The 23,780-nt window shown below is 37.5% G+C and carries 17 protein-coding genes; 11 read left to right on the forward strand and 6 right to left on the reverse strand.

Translation table 11 applies throughout. The annotated features are described in order from the left end of the window. Nucleotides 1–41 precede the first annotated feature (41 nt). A complete protein-coding gene (locus tag BT1A1_RS04455) occupies nucleotides 42–788 on the forward strand; it encodes a hypothetical protein (RefSeq protein WP_156103178.1) in 747 nt (248 codons plus the stop codon). Nucleotides 789–1,620: 832 nt separating this feature from the next. Continuing rightward, nucleotides 1,621–7,989 carry a type I pullulanase gene (gene pulA / locus BT1A1_RS04465; protein ID WP_051989001.1) on the forward strand — a complete coding sequence of 2,123 codons (6,369 nt, stop codon included), beginning with the start codon at nucleotides 1,621–1,623 and terminating at the stop codon, nucleotides 7,987–7,989. A 441-nt stretch (nucleotides 7,990–8,430) separates the two neighbouring features. Here pulA and BT1A1_RS04470 read toward each other — a convergent pair whose 3' ends face one another. The 3 genes from BT1A1_RS04470 to rsgA form a co-directional block, all read right to left on the reverse strand. Next, nucleotides 8,431–9,018, reverse strand: coding sequence for a DUF6036 family nucleotidyltransferase (locus tag BT1A1_RS04470; protein ID WP_034768543.1), 588 nt, complete (start codon nucleotides 9,016–9,018; stop codon nucleotides 8,431–8,433). 14 nt (nucleotides 9,019–9,032) lie between these two features. Then, on the reverse strand, nucleotides 9,033–9,269 hold the full coding sequence (locus BT1A1_RS04475; RefSeq protein ID WP_034768545.1) for a hypothetical protein: 237 nt from the start codon (nucleotides 9,267–9,269) through the stop codon (nucleotides 9,033–9,035). 496 nt (nucleotides 9,270–9,765) lie between these two features. Further along, nucleotides 9,766–10,785: a ribosome small subunit-dependent GTPase A gene (rsgA, locus tag BT1A1_RS04480; RefSeq protein WP_051989002.1), complete on the reverse strand. Its 1,020-nt coding sequence runs from the start codon at nucleotides 10,783–10,785 to the stop codon at nucleotides 9,766–9,768. 638 nt (nucleotides 10,786–11,423) lie between these two features. Here rsgA and BT1A1_RS04485 point away from each other — a divergent pair. The 9 genes from BT1A1_RS04485 (at nucleotide 11,424) to BT1A1_RS18550 (ending at nucleotide 19,686) form a co-directional block, all read left to right on the forward strand. Beyond that, nucleotides 11,424–11,792, forward strand: coding sequence for a GntR family transcriptional regulator (locus BT1A1_RS04485; protein WP_034768547.1), 369 nt, complete (start codon nucleotides 11,424–11,426; stop codon nucleotides 11,790–11,792). Beyond that, complete coding sequence (locus tag BT1A1_RS04490; protein ID WP_034768549.1) at nucleotides 11,789–12,490, forward strand: ABC transporter ATP-binding protein; 702 nt, start codon at nucleotides 11,789–11,791, stop codon at nucleotides 12,488–12,490. The genes BT1A1_RS04485 and BT1A1_RS04490 overlap by 4 nt, the downstream gene beginning before the upstream one ends. A gap of 7 nt (nucleotides 12,491–12,497) precedes the next feature. Beyond that, nucleotides 12,498–13,319: an ABC transporter permease gene (locus BT1A1_RS04495; protein WP_034768551.1), complete on the forward strand. Its 822-nt coding sequence runs from the start codon at nucleotides 12,498–12,500 to the stop codon at nucleotides 13,317–13,319. Nucleotides 13,320–14,067: 748 nt separating this feature from the next. Next, nucleotides 14,068–15,603, forward strand: a complete 1,536-nt coding sequence (locus BT1A1_RS04500; protein WP_034768553.1) for an NADH dehydrogenase subunit 5 — start codon at nucleotides 14,068–14,070, stop codon at nucleotides 15,601–15,603. Between the two features lie 20 nt (nucleotides 15,604–15,623). Next, nucleotides 15,624–18,212, forward strand: coding sequence for a DUF2309 domain-containing protein (locus tag BT1A1_RS04505; protein ID WP_034768708.1), 2,589 nt, complete (start codon nucleotides 15,624–15,626; stop codon nucleotides 18,210–18,212). Between the two features lie 138 nt (nucleotides 18,213–18,350). Beyond that, entirely contained in the window at nucleotides 18,351–18,716 is a 366-nt protein-coding gene (locus BT1A1_RS04510) for a Na-translocating system protein MpsC family protein (RefSeq protein WP_034768556.1), read from the forward strand. A 141-nt stretch (nucleotides 18,717–18,857) separates the two neighbouring features. Further along, entirely contained in the window at nucleotides 18,858–19,109 is a 252-nt protein-coding gene (locus BT1A1_RS18540) for a hypothetical protein (RefSeq protein ID WP_156103180.1), read from the forward strand. A gap of 164 nt (nucleotides 19,110–19,273) precedes the next feature. Beyond that, entirely contained in the window at nucleotides 19,274–19,426 is a 153-nt protein-coding gene (locus BT1A1_RS18545) for a hypothetical protein (RefSeq protein ID WP_156103181.1), read from the forward strand. Between the two features lie 65 nt (nucleotides 19,427–19,491). Next, complete coding sequence (locus tag BT1A1_RS18550; protein ID WP_197057075.1) at nucleotides 19,492–19,686, forward strand: hypothetical protein; 195 nt, start codon at nucleotides 19,492–19,494, stop codon at nucleotides 19,684–19,686. A gap of 182 nt (nucleotides 19,687–19,868) precedes the next feature. Here the strand turns inward: BT1A1_RS18550 and menC are convergent, their stop codons facing one another. The 3 genes from menC to menD form a co-directional block, all read right to left on the reverse strand. Next, the gene (gene menC / locus BT1A1_RS04515) at nucleotides 19,869–20,984 is read right to left on the reverse strand and encodes an o-succinylbenzoate synthase (protein ID WP_034768557.1); all 1,116 of its coding nucleotides are present in this window, start codon (nucleotides 20,982–20,984) and stop codon (nucleotides 19,869–19,871) included. A gap of 246 nt (nucleotides 20,985–21,230) precedes the next feature. Then, nucleotides 21,231–22,031, reverse strand: coding sequence for a 2-succinyl-6-hydroxy-2,4-cyclohexadiene-1-carboxylate synthase (menH, locus tag BT1A1_RS04520; protein WP_034768559.1), 801 nt, complete (start codon nucleotides 22,029–22,031; stop codon nucleotides 21,231–21,233). Then, nucleotides 22,021–23,766 carry a 2-succinyl-5-enolpyruvyl-6-hydroxy-3-cyclohexene-1-carboxylic-acid synthase gene (gene menD, locus BT1A1_RS04525; RefSeq protein ID WP_034768561.1) on the reverse strand — a complete coding sequence of 582 codons (1,746 nt, stop codon included), beginning with the start codon at nucleotides 23,764–23,766 and terminating at the stop codon, nucleotides 22,021–22,023. The genes menH and menD overlap by 11 nt, the downstream gene beginning before the upstream one ends. Nucleotides 23,767–23,780 lie beyond the last annotated feature (14 nt).

The raw sequence follows: 23,780 nt of genomic DNA on the forward strand, positions 1-23,780 counted from the left end.
ATGAAGATGGAATTGAAAAATTTCCGAGTGAAGTGGAAATTATGGGTTCTTTTGAATGGAAGGAATATGAATTTGATGAGAACTTGATGTACTATGTGGTTCGGTTTAAGTCCGCAGACCCTGTATTTAAAAGTAAAGGTTGGATGCGAATGTTAATAGGAGCTTATCATACAGGATCTATTCCAACCTCTTACAACCTCGTCGGACTTGACGATCATTATACAGATTTTGAAACTTGGGATAATAAAACTTTCAATGAACACGTAACTGATTTTCAAAACTTCCTTCGCGAAAAACATCAGAAGAATATTGATGAAATCTTCTATGACTATATTCCGATTTTTGACAAAAAGAATAATACAATAGCATTGATATCATTTATATCTTCGTTTTTTTTAGTATTGGTAAGTGATTGGTTTATAATTCCAGTTATCCTTGCACCAATATGGCTTTTATTAAAATATTTTCAAGCTAAAAAGATTAAAAAAAATGTGCGTACAAGAATAAGAGGTTACTATTTGGATTATTTTTGGTTTAACGAAGGGGAGTACATCGATTTACAAAGCATTGCTGAAGTAAAATTCGAAAAGAAAGTGTTGGCAAAGCAAGACAGGTTCTTATTTCTTCCGTTAAAAAAATGGCATTTTGTATTTTATGATTATGGACAAGAAGTTATTTTCAGTATACCGAGGCATTATATAGAAGCAGAATACTTTTTTCCAATCTTTAAAAGCAGAATTGCCCATTTTGTTAATAAGCCAAAAATTACTTTCGAGGAATCTGTATAATTGATGTTTGAATATAAATAGAAGTGGACGCTTAAGATGAAAGCTTAATTTTTTATACATCTTGATTCATCTTAATAACGTCCTTTTTATTATAGGCTCTTTTCTAATCTTTATAAATTTTAATGCCAAGAGATTCAGATAATATCAGGAAACTTAACAAAATTATAATAATATATAAGTAGGAATATGGGGAAATAAAAAATTTGGATTTCATCAAGATTTGCAAGATCAGATTAACCAAGCTATAAGCAATAATTTCATGTAATTTAATTTCATCATAAATCCCCAAAAAAATCACTTTCCTTTGCTTTTATTCTTGATACAAATTTTTTGCTACTCTTAAGTCATTTTCTGCATCAGGTGTCTGTAACGATCTAAAGCATTGTTTCACTTTGCTGTATGCTATGGCTCTGACCTTATATACCAAAGGATTTTCTACCTGTGCTTTAGAAGTTGTTTCTACTTTAATTTCTTAAATAGCCCATTTTTTACCACAAGATATCTTACATTAGTTATAGTAATCCGAAGCGAAAATCTAATCATTTTAAGAACATAAATATATTGATTGTTTACTTTATACAATTTTGAAATCGAATTTTAGTTCATGAAATAAAAAACAGTTAATTCCAAGTTACTAATATGACAAATATAACAAATTAATAATTTTTTTAAAAATAGAATTGCCATAAATCAAAAAAAATGGTAATCTAATATATGTGGGGTAGTGAAAACGTTTGCACTAGTTTTCCTAATTAATGTACTACTATGTTTTCTGTTGGAAATAGGCAAACTTATCACTCAATCAACATTAAAACAAGGAGGAGGAGCCGATTTGTGGAGAAAGAGATTAAAACTATTTTCTTTAACAATGATTTTCACCTTAGTGCTACAATTGTTTTCAAGTGCAATAATTAGTGCAAACGTTAGCACAGAAGCGTTGGGTGTTCAAAGCCCAATCATTAATTCAGACGGGAGTGTGACATTTAACTATTCCCCGAATCAAGGGGAGACCCGTGCATTTGTAATTGGTTCATTTAATAACTGGGATTTAAATACCGCCGTTGAAATGACCTTGGAAAATGGAGTATTTACAGCAAACCTGAAGGACTTGTCATATGGGGAACACCAGTATAAGTTTATCTTAAATAACAGAAGTTGGGACCAATCAACAACAGATCCGCTAAACCCTAATCAAAAAGATGGAAATTCTGTTTTTAGTTTAGTAGATAATGTAGATAATGTAAAAATAGAAGTTGCTTTAATGGATGCAAAAGATACGATCCATTTAACAGTAAACACAGATTTAAAAGACAGTGATCAATTTAGATTAATAGAAAACGAAACGAATCAAGAAATTCCTACAACTTTTACAAAGACTTCAAGCACACAAGGTACACTGACCATCACAGATCCAACACAAGTGAACGTTCAGAATATTTATCGTGTTGAAGCAGATCGTTATAAAGGTACAACAGTTATTATGCGTAATATATTGAATGATGATTCTTTCTACTATGAAGGTAACGATCTTGGATATACATATTCACCGGAGAAAACAACATTTAAATTATGGGCACCTACTGCGAAAAAAGTAAGCGTTGCCATTTATGAAAATGCCGGTAAATATGACGGCGCATTCGTAACCGATCATACGGACGGAAGAGAAACACCTATGACACGTGCGGAAAATGGCGTTTGGTCTGTAACAATGAAAGATGACCTGAAAAATAAATATTATATGTATAAAGTGGAATTTGCAGATGGTACAACAAATTATGCTGTAGACCCTTATGCCAGATCTACATCTGCAAACGGTCAGCGAGGAGCAATCATCGACCTTAACAGTACAGATCCTGAAAATTTCCAACCTGACGTGAAGCCACCATTCGTTTCTGCCACTGATGCAGTCATTTATGAACTTCACGTTAGAGATTTTTCGATTAATAAAAACTCCGGAATAAGCGAAGAAAATAAAGGGAAATATTTAGCGTTTACAGAAACAGGAACAACCGGAACGAACGGAATAAAAACGGGAATCGATTCGTTAAAAGAATTAGGAATAACTCATGTTCACCTACTTCCGGTCTATGATTTCGGATCTGTGAATGAGCTAACCGTGGATAATTCTAATTCAAAAGATCCAAAATTTAATTGGGGATATGACCCGGTTCATTTTAATGTTCCGGAAGGCTCTTACTCGACTGATCCTACAAACCCGACAGCACGAGTACAAGAATTTAAACAAATGGTCCAAGCTTTACACGATCAAGGAATCCGTGTCATTATGGATGTCGTTTATAACCATACATATATTCCGGAAAGTTCTCAATTACAGGGAGGATCACCTTTTGATCTTATCGTTCCGGGATATTATTATCGTACGGATGAGAAAGGGAAAATTACGAACGGTTCCGGTACTGGGAACGAAGTAGCATCTGAAAGGCCGATGGTTCGAAAATACATTAAAGATTCTGTTAAATATTGGGCTTCAGAATACGGAATTGACGGTTTCCGCTTTGATTTAATGGGCCTAATCGATAAACAAACAATGACTGAATTAACGAAGGAATTAAAAGAGGAAGTTGATCCATCTATTCTAATATATGGGGAGCCTTGGACAGGAGGAACTTCAAGCTTAGATTCTTCCTTACAAAACTATAAAGGAATACAAAAGGATCGTGGATATGCTGTTTTCAATGATAATTTTCGCAGTGCAATTAAAGGTGGAAGTGATGATGCAAGTGCAGGATTTGCCACCGGTGCCGTAGGAAGAGAAGGTGATATTGTCAAAGGAGTAAAAGGTGCCATTGACGATTTTACGAACCGGGCATCTGAAAGCATTAACTATGTTACAGCCCATGATAATTTAAATTTATGGGATAAAATTATGAAAGTTGCAAATATCGATGTTTCAAAGAGTCCTCATGAAATCATTACCGAAGACAATGTTTTAGATAATGAATACGTAAAACGTAGTCTACTTGCAAATGGCATTGTACTTACATCACAAGGTATTCCATTTATTCATGCCGGTGAAGAAATATTAAGAAGTAAGTATGGTGACCATAACAGCTATAAAAGCCCAGACAGCATTAATATGATTCGCTGGGAACTAAAAGATCAGTATAAGCCTGTATTTGATTATTACCAAGGTCTGATTGAATTAAGAAAATCTCACCCTGCCTTTCGTTTAGATACAAAAGAAGCTATTGAACAAAATCTTCAAGTGATAAAATCAGATGGTAATATAGTTGTATTCGAATTGAAGAATTTTGCCAATAACGATTCTTGGAAAAATATTATCGTTATTTATAATGCTAATAATACTTCAAAAGAAATTGCCTTGCCTTCTAACTCTGAATGGAAAGTGGTCGTTGATGATCAAAAGGCTGGTACAGAAACAATCCGGACAATTAATGGCAATCAAGTATCTGTTGCTCCGCTCTCAATGATGGTTCTATATGATGACGCGGAAGAAGAATACACTCCGGAAGTTTCATCCATCGATTTTAACATCGATCAAATCGCTTTAAACCTAGGCGATACGAAAACAATCGTGCCCTATGTAAAAGATCAAAAAGGCCGAATCTTAACAGGCGAAAAAGTTACTTGGTCTTCGTCTAATGATGAAGTAGCCAAAGTTGTAAATGGAAAAATTGTTGCGTTAAATGAAGGAGATGCTATCCTTACAGCAACTGCAGGAAATGTCGAAGCAACTATTAAGGTTTATGTCACTAAATTAGTACCGAAAACGATAACAATTCATGGAGATTCATCTGTTTTTGAATCATACAGTACACAATTATCTACTGTTGTACGTGACCAATTTGATCAAGAAATGTTAGGAGAAAAAATAAAATGGACATCATCAGATGAATCCGTTGCCGTTGTTGATGGGACAGGTAAAGTTACCGGTAAAAAGCCCGGCACTATTGTCATTACAGCCACATCCGGTGAAGCTAAAGCAATGTTGACCTTTACTGTAAAAGAAGACGTGAAGCGGTATGTCCGTCTTAAATATGTAAGACCTGATAAAGATTTTACAGATTGGAACATTTGGGTTTGGAACACCGGAGTTAAAAATGACCAAATTGACTTTCAAAAATATGAAGGTGACACGGCAATTGCAGATATTGAAATTTCTCCTACAACGGAATCAATCGGTTTCTTAATCCGAAAAGGAACGGATTGGAATACGGCAAAAATTTCACCTGACAGCGATGATCACAATATAAAAATTGACAAGGATTCTATTATAACAAAAGTTACCGTTGTTACAGGAGTTCCCGGACAATATGTTGTTCCGACAGTAAAAGGGCCAATTTTAGAAGATGGAAATGTAACCTTTTATTATCGAGATGAAACATTATTCGCTAATGATGCAATGGATACCATTGATGATGTAAAAGTAAAAATTGCTGGAAAAGAATATTCGATGGTTTATGATAAGAAAAATGAATATTTTTCATACACATTACAAAATCTCGAACCCGGAAGTTATGAATACAGCTTCCTGGTTACAAAAGATGGTACGACTAGCGAAGTGACAGATCCGAAAAATACAATTGATGGAAAATCAACCATTACGTACACGATTCCTAGCGTATCCATTAATGCAAAAACTAGTCCAAATAAGATTACATACAATGAAAATGCAGTTCTTTCTTTCGATATTAACTCGGAGGAAAAGATTGGTTTTCAAGAAATGTATGCTGATCTCACAGCTCTAGGAGGTCAACCGAAAGTAAATATTGACCCCCAATTACAAGCATTAACTATTGCTGCGGCTGATACCGTTGTTGCCGGTAAAAAAGAAATTAAAATAACTCTTGTTGATGAATTTGGGAATAAACATGATCAAACTGTTGAAATTGATGTGGCACCAAGAACATCGGTAGGGGAGCTGGACTTCGATTGGGATGAGGCTCGGATTTACTTTATGTTAACCGATCGTTTTTATGATGGGGACAAGAGTAATAATCCGGAGCACGGTTATGACCCTACCCACAGTGAAGCTTATCATGGAGGGGATTTCCGAGGAATTATAGAAAAGCTTGATTACCTTGAAGATTTAGGGATTAATACAATTTGGATTACACCAATTGTTGATAATATTGACTTTAATAAAGGATTAGATTTCAAAACCGTCGATGGATTAGAGGCTAAACAATTTGCTTATCACGGCTACTGGGCAAAAGATTTCACATCATTAGACCCGACATTAGGTGATATAGATACCTTTAAGGAACTTATTAAAAAAGCCCATGACCGTGGCATTAAAATTATGGTGGACGTCGTCTTGAATCATGCCGGTTACGGAATGAAGGATATTGAAGAAACTTGGAAACAAGATGCACTATATTTACCGACTGATGTGGAAAGAGCTCGTCTTGAAGGGATGCTTCGTGATGTTGATGAAGACCCGGTTGTTCGTGGTGAACTCGATCATTTGCCTGACTTGAAAACAGAAGATCCTGCCGTTCGTGCAAAAATCATTGAATGGCAAACCGCTTGGTTGGAAAAGGCAAGAACGGATCGGGGAGATACAATCGATTACTTCCGGGTCGATACGGTAAAGCATGTCGACTCAACGACTTGGATGGCGTTTAAAAACACTTTAACAGCAATTGATCCCGGCTTTAAACTAATTGGTGAATATTGGGGAGCAAGTATAAATAATGATGGAGGTTACCTCCGTTCAGGACAAATGGATTCACTGTTAGATTTTGATTTTAAAGAAAAAGCGAAGGAATTTTTAAACGGGAATATTGAAGGAGTAGAACAATATCTGAGGGAGCGTAATGCAAAAATAGACAATACTGCAACATTCGGACAATTTTTAAGTAGCCATGACCAAAATGGGTTTTTATCAGAATACGTTAACGGTGACGTAGGTAAACTCTTAGTAGCTGCAGCCTTGCAAATTACTTCTAAAGGACAACCGGTCATTTATTACGGAGAAGAATTAGGAAAATCCGGAAAGGCTGATTGGGAAAAAGAAGGCGATGTTATAAAACAGTTTGGCCAAAACCGAGGTTCCATGCCGTGGGATAAATATGAAAGTGGCGATCAAACAGCAGTAGCCATTCATGATCATTACAAAAAACTATTAAACATTCGAAAAGACTATTCAAAAATATTTTCTAAAGGAACAAGAACATTTGTTAGAGGTGGGAACGAAGAACAATATTCTATTTTTAAACGGGAGTATTTAGGGGATTCTCTCTATGTCGGATTAAACACTTCTAAGAAAGCTAAAGAGGCAACTTTTAAGATTGATTATCCTGCAGGTGCTTCTGTAACGGATTTGTATAGCGGACAAACCTATACAGTAAATGACAAAGGTGAGATAACGGTTAAAATGCCTTCAAGAGACCTTGGAGGAACGATTATTTTGGCACGTGATCAATCTGAACAACCTGAGGTTCCGGGAGATACAGACCCGGGGGATTCTGATCAAACAGATCCGGAAAACCCGTCGGATGGTGGACAAAAACCGATAGATCCTGATCAACAAACACCTGAGTCAGAGTTAAAGGAAAATGTTAAAGTGAATGCAACTGTGAAAAATGGTAAGGTGACAATCGACGATAATTCAATTACAATATTAAAACAAAATGGCATATTAATAGTTGAAGTAACCGGTAAAAATATTGAATTCGTTTTAACAAAAGAACAAGTTCGCTTATTAAAAGAAAAAGGTGTTAGTATCCTATTAACTAATGAAGATGTTTCACTTCAAATGTCGGCTTCGGTCTTTCCTGACAGCAAGGTTAAAGTTCAGATGAAGCGGATGAAAGATATAAAAGAAGCAGTGAGTGCCGTATATGATTTTAACATATTAGATGAAAACGGAGCGAAAATTACTAATCTAAGTGCACCGGTTACCATTACGTTTGAGGTAGGAAATGATCATTTGAAAGAACTAAATGTTTACTACTTTAACGAAACAAAAAAACAATGGGAATTAGTTCCGGGTGCTGTTTATAAAGAAGGAAAAGTAAGTGTTAACACAACACATTTTAGTACTTTTACTGTATCTGACCAAGATTTAACTGCAAAAACAGTTTTGCCGGAAGAAGGGTATGTACTTCCAAGTACAGCAACAAACGAATACAATTTGTTGGTGCTGGGAGTAATCCTCTTGGCATTCGGTTGGATGGCACTCTATATGAGAAGATATATTAAATCAATTCGTTAATAAGAAAAGCGCAGAGCGCCCGCTTAGCGACGTACAAACTGGAGCGCCCCGCAATGAGAACAGACTTGCTTCCTCGAATAGACACCGCACGAAGAAAAAGCGATTAGCTTTTTCGAGGACTCTGAATAATCTTCCTTGAATAAGCATCGCACGAAGAAAAAGCGAGTAGCTTTTTCTAAGGAAAAGGAAACACGGCGAGGGACGAGCCGATGTTGACTTATCGTAGTGGAGGGGAGTGAAGTTTGCTAGTCGCTGGCGCTCGTAGCTAGACAATAAAACCAATCCCAAGTTAATTGCTTGTATTTTTATACTTTCTTATACTAGAACGAAAAGAGATCCCAACTTAAACGGGATCTCTTTTTCACAAATCAGAGGAAAAATAAATGTTTTCCTTTTTTTCGTCATAAAATGGCACGTTTTTTCTATAAAAAAAACCGAAGTTCATTCGGATGTTGAAGGAAAATCTCGTTCTAATTGTTCAATCCATTCTTCTAATACTTCTCGTTCTGACTTTGTTTCTGTACGATTCCGCAAATAATCTAAGTCCACATGCGTGAAATTTCGGGATAACAAACGAAATGCCCATATGGAATCCTCTTCCGAATGCCAATGAACCGCCGCACGTAATCTGTCTAAGATAATATCTTCCGCTGAAATTAGGTAAACATAATGCCCATCATCATCAATTTGGACTTTGTTAACCTTGGAATAATCCCCGGCTAAATAGTTATCTGGAATCTCAATGGCAATTTCAATATCATCCCGATAAAAATGTCGACCTTCTTTTTTAAAGTCCAAAGAAAAAAGGATATCCGTTATTTTCTGATACCCGTCGGAAACAAAGTCTATATCCCTAGTTGCATATTCTTGCTGTGTATAAATTTCAACAGACAGCCCCCCTACAATAATTGGTTTTATACCAAAGGGAGCTAATAATTGTGTGACAACAGAGGCTGTATAAATCATTGCTTCATATTTTGGCTTGTAGATTAATTGAGCTAAAATTTCTTTAGCTTGAATGATGTCCATTACTTTGTTCACTCCTACCTTTTACTGAAACGGGCTAAAATTTTTGATTCAGTAGGATCTTTAGGACGAACTCTACCTCTTCTTAGGTTCTTTTTCTGAATCTCTGAAAGAACTCTGTTGGATGTTTCAAGATAGGTTCTGGAGTTCTTTTCTACTCTCAATTCAATATCCCTTAATTTTACTGTATTCATACTTCTCGCATCCTTAATTGTTTTCTCAAATTCAGTGGATTGATTAAACAAATTTTTCATAAAGACACCTCCATTAATAGGAGATTATGTCTAGTTTACCCTTATTATAACACAGTTATGCGAAAGAATGAACGGTTGTTCACTTCATTATTTCAGGTTTTGAAGTTTCTCCAAAAAAATTTGTTTTATTGGAACTAGATCTCTCTAACAAAGGGCGATTGATATATCAAAGGTGCTCCAAATCAAGGAAAATGGAAATTAGCGCTAAAACCAAAATACTTTTAGTTTGTAATAGCACCAATTCCATTTTTATTCAGTTGAAAAACTTGACTGAAAGCTTCTTCAAATTTTCTTTGGGTCACTCGCATTTTCCAATTTACCAATTCTGTTAGGTAAAGCAATTGGGGGCTTGCCAATTGTATCCAACCTTACTGCTATCCAGACCAAAATGTTCACAAGTTTGGCCATCCAATCCATGTACTTTTTAGAGCAAAATTATGAAAATAACTTAATTATATTGGCTTTTTTCTATGCTTATTCTGATTATTTATTTTTTTCACTTATATTTTTCTTCCACTTGGGCAAGCTTATCATTTTTTCGTTCCAAATAAGCGAGTTCCCTCTGTAATTTAAAGTAGCTTTGCAATCTTTTTTCATCTAAATCACCACTTTGAACAGCAGCTTTCACAGCACAATTTGGTTCATTATGATGTGAACAATTTCGGAATTGGCATTGTTTCGCAAGTTCCTCAATATCTTTAAAACTTTCGGAAAGACCGGAATCTGCTTCCCATAACTGGAGTTCCCGCATTCCGGGTGTATCAATAATTAATCCGCCATTAGGTAACGAGATTAGCTCGCGGTAAGTGGTAGTATGTTTTCCACGTCCGTCTCCTTCATGAATTTCTTGTGTAAGTTGTTTTTCTTCACCTAAAAGATAATTTGTCAAAGTTGATTTTCCGGCACCTGAAGAACCGAGTAAAGCAACCGTTTTTCCAGTTTCAAAGTATTCCATAATCTCCTCTAAACCGGTTTGATTGACCACACTAACTACATGGACAGGCACTCCAAAAGCTACAGTTTCTACACTACTTTTATATTTTTCAATACCATCACATAAATCAGCTTTTGTCAGCACGACAACGGGATTTGCGCCGCTTTCCCAAGCCATTAATAGATAGCGTTCAAGTCTCCTTGGATTAAAATCTTGGTTTAAAGATTGAACAATGAAGACTGTATTTATATTAGTTGCAATAATTTGCTCTTCTGTTGTATTTCCGGCTACTTTTCGCGAAAACTTACTAAATCTTGGCAATAAGTGGTGAATCGTGGCTTTCCCTTCATTTATTCGCTCAGTAAGAATAACCCAATCCCCAACTGCAGGAAAATTCTCTCGAGAAATTGCTTCGAAACGATATTTTCCGGATACTTCGGCAAAATATTCGCCATTGTCAGTCATAACTCGATACATATTCTTATGTTCAAGGGTAATTCTCCCTACAGTAAATCCATCTTGCTGATATTTCGTAAAAACCTTTTGTAGTGTTTCATTCCAACCTAAATCTTGTAAGTTCAATTTCGATTTCTCCTAGGAAAGGTAAATTTTGGCAAAATAAAAAGACCGCACATACGGTCCTTGAAAAATAAAACCCTATGAGCCGGCACTGCCCATAAGATATCTACCATTCCCAAAAAGGAGAATTACAAACATAGATACGAGGGCTGTGCAAATATGTTCAGTTGCTTGTTATCCTTCATAACTTGCTTTTTCATAAAACATCCCTCGCTTTCTGGTAATTCGTATTTTAATAATATTCGACTCTTAAGGAAAAGTAAAGTGATTTAATGAAATTTTTTGTCATTCTACTTATTATATTGGGAGTACAGCGCAAATAAATGAACTATACAAAAGGTGTCGATCGGAAATGGTCGGCTCTTTTTTAATACGTTAAGAAAGTATAAATTACCAGCAAAGAAGCGAATTCGACGTAGTTGGAAATTTTAAGAATTAAGTATAAGTGCAACTACGGCTTTGCTTTCGCCTAAAGGCTCGGCAATCGCCGAGTTTTCTTTATAGTTTGGCAAACAATAAGGTCAAGGAATAAATAAAAAGTGGACTTTGGGAAAAAATGACTCGATTTTCTTGACATGGAAATTGTCTTAGTGTACCATTTGATTAGGACACTAAGACACGGAGGTATTGGGGGTGAAAAAATGGAATTCAATAGTAATTTACCAATCTATATTCAAATTATGAACCTAATAAAAACAAAAATTGCATCGGGCGAACTAAATGGGGGTGATAAATTGCCATCTGTACGAGAATTTTCAAAAGAGATGAAAGTAAATCCGAATACGATTCAAAGGGTTTACCAGGAACTGGAGCGGGAAAAACTGGTTTTTACACAAAGAGGCATGGGGACGTTTGTAACTGAGGATACAGATATAATAAAAAACTTGAAAAAGGATCGAGCAGCCGAACTGATAAATCAGTTTTTCCTCGATATGGGAAGTCTTGGTTTTAGAATAGATGCTATAAAAAAAATGGTTTCAGAATGGACCAATAAGGAGGAGAGCATATGAGCAATATCGTGGAAATAAACAATCTGACAAAAAAATATGCAAACAAAACAGCATTGGACAACGTTAACTTGAATATTGAACGAGGAAAAGTGGTCGGTATCCTAGGACCGAACGGCAGCGGAAAAACGACGCTGATAAAAATTTTAACAGGACTGTTAAGGCAAACGAGTGGAGAAGTTTTGATTGACGGAAATAAAGTCGGGGTGAAAACGAAATCTGCTGTTTCCTATTTACCTGATCGAAATTTTCTGTATAAATGGATGCGAATTGAAGATGCCTGCCATATGTACAAAGATTTTTACACAGATTTTGATGAAGCAAAGTTTAATGAATTGCTGGCTTTTATGAATTTGAACAGAAGTATGAAAATTGACAGTTTATCAAAAGGGATGCATGAAAAATTAAATCTTGCTCTTGTCTTGTCGAGAAATGCAAAGTTGTATATTTTGGATGAACCGATTGCCGGTGTTGATCCGGTAGCTAGAGACCAGATTTTAGATGCGATTATTAATAATTATAATGAAGATAGCTCAATGATTATTACGACACATTTGGTCAGAGATATGGAGAGCATGTTTGATGAAGTTGTTTTCTTAAAAGATGGACAGATCGTTTTAACTGGAAATGCAGAAGCACTTAGGGAAGAAAAAGCTAAACAAATAGAAGAAATTTATAAAGAAATATTTGGTGAGGGGTGAGTTATACGTGGTTAAATTAATGAAATATGAAATTAAAGGCACGTACAAAATTTTATTAGGGATTTTAGCATTGGTTTTGATATTAATTACCGGAATTTATATGTATTCAAGAGATAGTTCAAATTTCTTGAATTTCGGAGCGATTTTCATGACACTTTCTGTACTCGTCCTGTTTGGTACGAGCTTGGCAACCTTTTTATATATAGTCAGCTCTTTCAAAAATGAATTATATGAAGATCGTGGTTACTTAACCTTTACGCTTCCTTTAACGGGAAATCAAATCGTTGGGGCGAAGTTACTTGTTGCAATGTTTTGGTTTTTTATTTTAGGGCTGGCCATCTTTTTATATAATTTAATGATGATTTCTATTTTTAGCACTTCTGAGTTTGATTTTTCCGAACTGTTCAAAGCTGTAGGTCAAGTCGTTTCAGTGAAGGAAATAATTATCGGTGTTATTGGTGGAATCTTCAATTTAGCTAATTTCTTTATTCTAATTTATTTTTCAATGGCACTTGGCCGAGTAACGTTTAGAAATAAAAAAATTGGCGGCTTATGGTTTGTTATCTTTTTAGTTTTAAGCGGACTTCTAGCATTTATCCAAGTCCAAATTATTGAGCTGTTTCCTTATTATTTTGATATTAACACATTTAAAATGGGAACGATGGAAGAGTTATATAATTTTGAAATAAGTATAGGTAACGAGGTGAGCATTAGTTCAGAAACAGGCATATTCAAGCTTAATATTGCATCAAGTATATATAATATTATTGAATTGATTGTACTCTATTTAGGAACAGCTTACTTAATTGAAAAGAAAATCGACTTGTAATCCTAATTTTATTTATGTTCCGGTTAGCGGGTGAGAAGTTTTCGCCCGGCAATCGGCTATTTACGGAATTTTAACAGATTTTATCTAAAATATAAACAATATTCGTTATATTTTGGTATTCTGATAAAGATAATATAAAACTTAAGTTTCGCACCTTGTCAAACAAATAAATCAGCGAAACCTCATCTCGTCGACATTTTGGGTGAGAAACTCTCATTTTTGACGACGAAATCCCAACCTGTCTTTGGGGCGCGAAACTCAAGTAAAAATCTAATCCGGTATGGAACATGTTAATGAAATAGAGTAGCTGCAAAGGAACCTACAAAAAATGAATGTAATAAATTACTTGACAGATGATTTTCGAATTAGTATTATAACTTATAAAATTATGTTTTGAATGTAATGAACCTTTAGCATATCGTTAATGATGAATTGGCGGTATGAAAAAGGATGTAACGGTAATTACATTTTTGAACGGTGTACTTTATTTGAAATAATATTATAGATCGGGTCATTTTTATTGCCCAGATTAATTGAATAATAGGTAGACGGATTAAAAACCGAGGACCGGTTCGTTAATCGTAAACCGACAATTTCCACGTTTTATGGTAATTGAATGCCATACAACGGATGAAATTGTCGGTTTTTTATTTGTCAAAGTTGTGTTGGAAAGGAAAGAAATAAATGAGGATGAACTGTAAAGATAGACAGCTTCGAAAAAAATTATATCGCAACAGGGGGGATTTCCATGCATGCACAAATTGAACCGAATTTCATCATGAACGTCTTTTTTATCATGATTGCATTCCCAATTATAAGCGGAATGATCCTGTTGCATCCAAAAATACCATTATCGTTTTTACAAATCCACCTGTGTTTACTTGTACCGGGGCCGATCATTGCTCTCTTGGCAATATTTTATCTACATGAAAGTATTGTCATAGGACCGTGGCGACTAGACTCTTTATCGTGGGTTTTAGCCTCATTTGTTCTAACAATTAGCCTTATTTTACAAAAGTTCTCTGTCCGTTATTTATTTGGAGACCGGTCTTATCGAAAATACTTCATTCTTTTTACACTGACGACTGTTTCCAATGCACTTGCTTGGTTTAGTGATGATCTCCGTCTTTTGTTGTTCTTTTTTGGCGCCACTTTATTCGGGTTATTTTTACTAATTGGTTTGAAGCGGGAATGGCAAGTAGCGAAAAAAGCAGCACTGAGTTCCGGTCGAATGTTTTTGATTAGTTGGCTTTTCCTATTGGCAGCGGTCATTTGGCTAAGCGAAAAAACCGGTGAATGGCATTTATCAATGGCTCTTAGTGAGACAGAAATTTTACATTCTTGGGAAAAAACCGGGTTGAACCTGTTATTGGTTACAGCGGTTCTTATACCGGCAGCCCAATGGCCTTTTGGGAAATGGCTACTAAATTCCGTTGTTGCACCGACACCGGTTTCGGCAATCATGCATGCGGGGATTGTCAATTCAGGGGGAATGTTGTTAACCCGGTTTGCCCCCCTTGTTCAAGCGAATCTTTCCCAAACCGTTCTAATTGTTATTTCCAGTTTTTCAGTATTAATTGGAACGGGTATCATGCTTGTCCAAGTCGATTACAAGCGGCAACTTGTCGGTTCTACGGTTGCCCAAATGGGATTTATGCTTATTCAGTGCGGCTTAGGGGCATATGTGGCAGCCATTACCCACGCGGTGCTTCACGGATTATTTAAAGCTACCTTATTCCTGCAATCGGGTTCTGTTTTTGATCAAAATAAAGATAAGATAAAGCTGGCAACCGGACATCATTCACCGGTTTTGATTTTTATCGGAATTATACTTGGTTTAGGTTCAGGAATTGCCATTTGGTTCTCTTCTCCTAATCATTCCTATCAATTGGTTAGTGCCATTATTTTAGGTTGGTCGGTTTCATTTTCATGGGTTCAGCTTGTTGCAAGGAGCAACGAACAAATGGGTCGTTTTGTAGGCGGGATGCTGTTTATCGGTGCGGGAGCGGTATACTTGATTGTACAAGGGGGATTTCATGAAATTTTGCATGAAGTTCATGAATCGGTTGCCGGGACATCCTCATTTATTGCCGGTGTTTTCGTTTTACTCATTTTAACACTTGGAAGTTTATTTAGTGCTTGGTTAATGAGCCACCGTTCTTCACCGCTTTATGCAAAAGTTTATTTTTGGTTGCTTCGATTAGGGGAACCGGATCAAGAATTAATTGAAAGCCATCCAAAATATTTAGCACAAATACCTTTGCAAGGAGGGAGCTTCCGTTGAGTACAACATTAGCTAAACGAATGACAGTTGAAAAAGAAGCGGATTTACTAAGTCTGAATCTTGTTGAATTGGTAAGTTCTGCTGCAAAAGTAATTTCCCCCTACGGCCCGATTGATAAATTCGCGGCACGGAATCCTTGGGACGGTATGGAATCTCTTCCTTTTGAACAAGTGGCAAGGAAATTAAAGGGGATTGTCGATGTAGATATTTTCCCCGATAAACAAATGATTAAATCTGCTTGGGAATCCGGGAAAATTAATAAAGGTCATTTAATTGCAAAGCTTGATCAATGGCTTGAGAGGAATGTCACAGAATTACCCGATAATCTAGCAAAGAAATTTTGTTTGCCAGCATTAATGGATTTCAGTGATGGCAAGAAAAAGAATATGAGCCCGGAAATAAAATCAGTGGCAAAGAAATTAGTACGGCTCGGTCATGATATAGAAGAAAAACTATTTATTAAAACTTTGAGTCAGCAACTGGAACAAATTGGCACCCTCAAAGCCGCGAATCTATTAAATCAATATATGATAAAGTGGTGTAAATTGTATTTGGATCGCTCTCAAGCAGTTTTGTCAATGCCTTACCGGGAAAATGGATTTTATTTTGCATGGAGAAGTTCTGCGCAATTAGATCCAAATTTTAAACAATATCGTGATGAATTATTACAAACCCCTGAAGCTGCAACGACTGCACTTGAGGAAGCCTTGTTAAAACTTGGCATTCCTTATTCTGAAATTCAATCTTATTTGGAAGCTCATTTGCTTTGTTTACCGGGGTGGGCGGGGATGATGCTTTGGCGAGCAGAAAATGTTCAAGGTGAGGAAAATTTGCTTACCGAATACTTGGCTGCTCGACTTACGACCGAATGGCTATTAATCAAAAAATACCTCCCTTTACCAGAGCAAAAACAAAACCAAACAGGGAGGATGGAAGAACTATTACAATCATGGGCGAATTGGGGAAAATTACCTGCCGATAGTTGGTTTCATTTGTCTTTTTCCGAAATAAAATCGAGGCTCTCGTTAGCACTTCATTTTGATGAAATTGTCCGTAATCAATTATGGTTACAAGCATGGGAGGAAACGTATGAAGATGAGTTGCGGAGAATCATTACTGAAAAAAATCCTTCTTTCAATCATGTAACGAAACCGAATGCGCAGTTTGTCTTTTGTATCGATGTTCGCTCGGAACCGTTCCGACGCAAATTGGAAAAAGCCGGTCCGTTTGAAACAATTGGAACTGCCGGGTTTTTTGGCCTACCGATCGAAACATGTGAACTTGGGAGTGACCATGTTCATCCATCTTTGCCGGTCATGTTTAAGCCACAATATAAAATTCGGGAAACGTCAGCTGTTCCCGAGTTAAAAAATTATTTAGAAAGACAACAGGTAGCCGGTTCCTTTTCACATACCTTTAAAAACTTAAAACAGCAATTAATGTCAAGTATGTTACTTCCGGAAATTAGCGGTCCTTGGTTAAGTTTACAAACGTTGGCGAGAAGTTTTATGCCACGACGAGCCGGAAATAGTTTACGAAAAATGCGAAAATCATGGGCAAAGAAACCTGCCACCCAACTTACTTTGGATCGGAAGGAAAGAGCTACACAGTCTATACCAACAGGATTTTCTAAGGAGGAAAAAATTCATTTTGCCCGGCAAGCATTAGTGACGATGGGACTCACGGACCAGTTTGCGCCGCTTATCGTTATTTGCGGCCATGGAAGTATTAGTACGAATAATCCTTATGCGGCAAGTCTCGATTGTGGTGCTTGCGGGGGAGCGTCGAGCGGGTTTAATGCAAGAGTATTAACTTCAGTGTGTAACGATCAGGAAGTTAGAAAAGCATTAGCTGAAGAAGGAATTGTCATTCCACATGACACGGTGTTTGTGGCTGCCGAGCATATTACATCACTTGATGAACTACGCTGGTTGGATGTACCCAATCTTTCAGAGAGAGCAAAGGAGGCTTTTGAACAAGTTCAAGCTGCACTTCCTCAAGTTCATGAAGAAGCAAATGCAGAGCGAATAATTCAAATACCGTCTTATAAACGCAATGATAGAGACCCAAGTAAGGAAGCAAGACGTTTGGCGGAAGATTGGAGTGAAGTTCGTCCGGAGTGGGGGTTAGCCAAAAATGCCAGTTTTATTATCGGTGAACGGAAATTAACTGAAGCTTGTAACCTGGAGGGGCGCTCGTTCTTACACAATTATGATTGGCGGAAGGACCAGGACGGCACCATCCTTAATAACATTATATCCGGTCCGGTAACGGTTGCCCAGTGGATAAATTTGCAATACTATGCTTCAACCGTTGCACCCCATTATTATGGAAGCGGAAATAAAACAACCCAGACTGTAACTGCCGGTATTGGTATCATGCAGGGGAATGCCAGTGACTTACTGACAGGTCTGCCATGGCAATCGGTTATGCAGTCAGATCGTGAATATTTTCATGAACCATTACGATTGCTTGTTGTTATTCAAGCTCCAAGAAAATACATCGAGCGTTTACTTGAAGGAAATTCTTTATTGAAACAAAAACTGACTAACGGTTGGATTCGACTTGCTTCTATCGATTCGGACGGCCAATGGATAAGCTGGACGTGATGATTGAAATTTGAGCATTGCTCCTTTTGCAAAAATGTAGTAAAAAGGAAGTTTGAAAAAAATTATGGATACATTTCGTTATTTGATATAATTTTATCATGATGGTTTAGAGATATAGATAAAGAAAGGGAAAAGATGATGGAGAAAACAAAAGGAGCGCTTGAGGCAGAGATCAGCAAAGCTTTAACACATTGGGAAAAAACATATCTAGGACGCGGGTCCATTTCTGTAAAATCAGATATTTTACGTGATATGATTATTGTTTCGTTGCGTGGTATTTTAACCCCTGCCGAATATTCACTTTGTAAAGATAAGGAAGGATTGCTGTCTGTCAAAGAGAATCGCAATAGTTTGGTAGAATCGGGTGCAGATGAGTTAAAAAAAATCATTTTTGAAATTACCGGTCATGAAGTTACAAGTTTTTACACAGATATCAGTACAAACACCGGCGAACGAATCATGGTTTTTAAATTAGCGGAAGACTTACAAAGTAAATTTGACTAAAAAGAAAGGCTGTTCAAAAGTGGATTCTTCTTTTGAACAGCCTGTTTGTTTTGTTCTATTATAATAAGAATCTTGGTTTCGCACCTTAGAAGAGCATATAAATAGATGAAACTTATTCTCGTCGCCAATTTTGAGTGAAAAATGCTCATTTTTGGCGACGAGCCCCGTTCTCGTCGTCGTTTTTCGGTGAGAAATGCTTATTTTTGGCGACGAGCCCTGTTCTCGTCACCATTTTTGGGTGGAAAACATCATTTTTTGGCGACGAGCCCCGTTCTCGTCGTCGTTTTGAGGCGGGACACTCGACTTTTTTGCGACGAGCCCCATTCTCGTCGTCGTTTTAAGCCGGAGAACTCTATTTTTTGGCGACGAAACCCATTCTCTCCGTCGTTTTGAGGTGAGAAATGCTCAATTTTGGCGACGAGCCTCGTTCTCGTCACCATTTTTGGGTGGAAAACATCATTTTTTGGCGACGAGCCCTGTTCTCGTCGTCGTTTTGAGGTGAGAAACTCTATTTTTTGACGACGAGCCTAATTCTCGCCGTCGTTTTGAGGTGAGAAATGCTCAATTTTGGCGACGAGCTCCGTTCTCGTCACCATTTTGCGATGAGAAATGCTCAATTTTGGCGACGAGCTCCGTTCTCGTCACCATTTTGCGATGAGAAATCCTCATTTTTGGCGACGAGACCCATTCTCGTCGTCATTTTGAGGTGAGAAATGCTCAATTTTGGCGACGAGACCCATTCTCGTCGTCATTTTGAGGTGAAAAATGCTCAATTTTGGCGACGAGCCCCGTTCTCGTCGTGGTTTTGAGGCAGGAAACTCTATTTTTTGGCGACGAGCCTCATTCTCGTCACTATTTTACGTCGAAAGAGACTCAATTTTGGCGACGAAACCCGTTCTCGTCGCCAATTTTGGGTGAAAAATATCATTTTTTGGCGACGAGACCCATTCTCGTCGTCGTTTTGAGGTGAGAAATGCTCAATTTTGGCGACGAGCCCTGTTCTCATCACTATTTTGGGCAAAAAATCCTCTTTTATATCGATGAAACATCCCAGCCGTCTTTAAAATATGCGAATCTCAAATAAGAATGAAAATAATGATGAACAGCCTTTGCCAACCAGTTTGTACGTCGCGCACAAAGCGGCCCTGTTTCCTAAACAGCACGTTTTTGATAAATTTCCCTATGTACTGTCACTGCATGCAATCGTTTTTGATTTATGGAAAAGCCGATTCCCGCTTTGTCGGGTACAGAAATCCACCCGTTTTTTACTTCAATTTCCGGTTCGGTAATATCTTCCTCCCAATAGTTTGTCGAAGCCGGTATATCGCCGGGAAGGGTAAAGCCGGGTAATGAGGCGAGTGCAAGGTTAAACGCTTTTGAAATCCCAAACTCAATCATGCCGCCGCACCATAATTGAATTTGATTTTTTCTACATAAATGATGGATGTCCAGTGCATTTTGCAATCCGCCGACACGTCCAATTTTCACATTCATCACTTGGCAGCTGCCTAATTGAATCGCACTTTTTGCATCATGGAAACTGACAATACTTTCATCTAAACAAATCGGTGTTTGGATTTGTTTTTGTAAAATCGCATGTTCGACTAGATCATCGTCCCCCAATGGTTGCTCAATCATCATCAACTGAAATTCATCAAGAGCCTGCAATTTTTTTACATCATCCAATGAATAAGCAGAATTAGCATCGACCATTAACGGAAGATCGGGAAACTGATGGCGAATCTCCTTTATATAGGAATAATCAAGCCCCGGCTGAATTTTAATCTTTATTCGCTGATATCCAAGGACATGGAATTTTCCTATTTGTTCAATCGCTTCTATCTTGTTTTTAGCGGCAACGACTGCTCCGGCGGCAACTTGCTTTCGTTCTCCCCCGATCATTTCTGCAATGGATCGGTTGTTTCTTTTTCCATATAAATCCCATATCGCTGTTTCCAGTCCCGCTTTTGCCATATGATTTCCTTTAATCTTGGCAAATAATTGAGATACGTTTTGCGGCTGTTCAATTTTTGTGCGAAATAGGATTGGAATCAAGAAATCTTGCAATATATGATAGGTGGTTTGTACCGTTTCTTCTGTATACCATGGGGAAGAAAAAGCCACCACTTCGCCAAATCCTGATAACCCGTCTTTATCAACTACTTCAACAATAATCGACTCCCTTGTTGTGACTGTTGTAAGATGAGTTGTAAAAGGCTTTTTTAACGGCATCTCAATAACCCTTAATATTACTTTTTCAATCTCCATGTAATTTACCTTCTTATGAAATTTATTTTATAAAAAACCAAATTAAATTAGCTGAAAAAATCGTTTGAACGAATGATAGTTGAAACGAGTAATAACCAATTTTTGGTACTCTAAATGCATAAAAAACGTAAAACCGATTGGTCAAATGATAGCTGAAACAAGCAAAAAACATTTTAGGCACTTCTATTTATTTAAAAAGTGAAAACTGTTTTGATCGAATACTATATGAAATGAGTATTAGGCACTCTATTTACTTAAAAAGCGTAAAATTGATTGCTCGAATGATACTGGGTCTTCCAAGTGCACTGCATGTCCGACATTCGGGAAGACAATGCGCTGACAATTAGGTAAGTCAGCTTCCATTTCTTTGGCAATTTGGCAAAACTTTTGATCAATTTCACCGGTTAACAAAAGTACAGGGATTTCGCATTTCTGGAGACGATCCCACCAAGAAGGTTGTCTCCCTGTACCCATTCCCCGTAAACTGTTTGCCAATCCAAGCGGGGAGTTCTTTAAGCGTTGTTTGCGGATCGATTTTTGCACTTGTTCCGGCAACTGGGTTTGACTTTTAAATAGCGGTATGTTTTCCCAATAATTGACAAAATGCTCGATTCCGTCCTCTAAAATAGTATTTGCCAAATGCTCATCTTGCCGGATGCGGTTTTTTCTTTCTTCCTCGGTTTTTAAACCAGGGGAGCTACTTTCAAGAATTAATGTTTTTACACGTTCCGGATAGAACATGGTAAAACTTAGAGCAAGCCGGCCGCCCATTGAATAACCCAGCAAATGAATTCGGTTGATGCCCAGAATATTTAACATGTCGCATAAATCTTTTGCCACAGCTTCCATTGTGTATCTATTCGGATCGGCCGGTGCGTCCGATTTACCATGACCAATAATATCAATTGTAATAACTTTAAAGGAATCCGATAACCGGGACAGCTTCCAGGTTGAAACATCTCCGGTAAATCCATGCAATAGCATTAGAGGTTCCCCTTTACCGGCTATTTCGTAATAATAGTTGACACCGTTTAGATTAATGACCATTTTTCATCGCCTCAAAATACCGGTCTATTTCTTCCCCGATAAGTCGCCACATATTGCGATGGGATTCAAGATTCGCTTGCCGATTGGTTTGAACTTCAATAACATGAATCCCGCTTTTTTCGGCCGTTGCTTCAATTGCTTGGTCAAATTCTCCCCAATTGGTTATTTTACAATATTCTCCGCCATACATTTTCATCGCATAGGAAAAATCAATGCCGATTGGTGTCCCAAATAACAGTTCATAATGTCTATCAAGCTTGGATTGCGGGAGAAATGAGAATATACCTCCACCGTCATTGTTAATTAAAATAATATTGATGGAAATATCATTCAATTTTGCGGCAAGCAGCCCGTTTAAATCATGGAAAAACGATAAATCCCCAATCACAAGATAAAGCGGGTTTCTGTATACAGCGGCTCCGATTGCCGTGGAGACGACACCGTCAATTCCGTTTGCTCCGCGATTTGCCATTAGATGTATATTTTTCCTCGTTTGATGGAAAAAAGTATCCACGTCACGAATCGGCATACTGTTTCCGGCAAAAATGGTACTGTTTTCCGGGATCACTTTTGCTAGTTCATAAATAACTTTTCCTTCGTCAAGATCATTCATTGATTTTAAGTAAGAAGCGATAGTTTCCTTCGCGATATGATTTAAGTCTTTCCAAATTGAAAAATATTGTGTCTGCCGTGCTTCTGTAAAAAACGCCTTGATTGTGTGACAGAATATTGCTTCATCACATTGAACCATCATTGTTCCCAAGTTTTGCGGGTCACGCCAACCGGAACCGCCATCGACAATAATATGCGGTGACTGCCGCCATTTTTTTAGGAATAGAGTGAGCGGTTTCGATACAGGCATACTCCCAAAGCGAATAATAAGGTCCGGTCTCAGCAAGTTTACAGCTTGTTCATTTTTCAAAATCGCATCGTAACTATCAATGACTTGAGAATCGGCAGTTGTGCTTCCACGCAATTGGGACAACGGATCTGCAACAATTGGGTAACCGGTTAATTGGGCGAATTGATGGATCGCCTCGGCCAATTCAGGTTTATCGATATCACCAACAATGATCAGACCGTTTTCAATTTGTTGGATTTGCTCGGCTATTTCACGTGCTGTTTCATTGGATATAGTAAGATTTCCTTGACTAATCTTCAATTCTTTTATTTTTTCAGTGAAAGGATATGGTTCTAGTATTGGTAGGAGCGGTTCACGCAATGGAAAATTAAGGTGAACCGGTCCTTGTAAATGGCCTGTTGCTTCTTTTATCGCCCGTACAGCGGTATTAAATGCGTACTGTTCTTGTCCAAATTCAGGTAAGGCCAAGTCAGTAAACCAACGAACATGATTTCCGTATAGATGGATTTGGTCAATGGCTTGCGGGGCACCGACATCCCTTAGTTCATGAGGCCGGTCTGCCGTTAAAATGATTAGCGGAACTCTTGATAGATTTGCTTCGACAACAGCAGGAAAATAATTGGCTGCTGCAGTTCCGGATGTACATAATAAAGCAACCGGTCTTTGGGAAGCTTTTGCCATACCGAGTGCAAAAAATCCGGCAGATCGTTCATCGATATTCATATACACATTTAAATCGCGATTTTCTGCAATTAGTAAAGCAAGAGGGGTTGAGCGAGACCCGGGACTAATCACAACATCTTTTACTCCTGCTTGAACAAGACCGGAAACGAATGCGGCTAAATATTCGGTTAGTGCTTCTTGATGATTCATTGTTTTTCTCCTTC

This window comes from Caldibacillus thermoamylovorans, from assembly GCF_000751775.1.
Classification (GTDB): Bacteria; Bacillota; Bacilli; order Bacillales; family Caldibacillaceae; genus Caldifermentibacillus; species Caldifermentibacillus hisashii.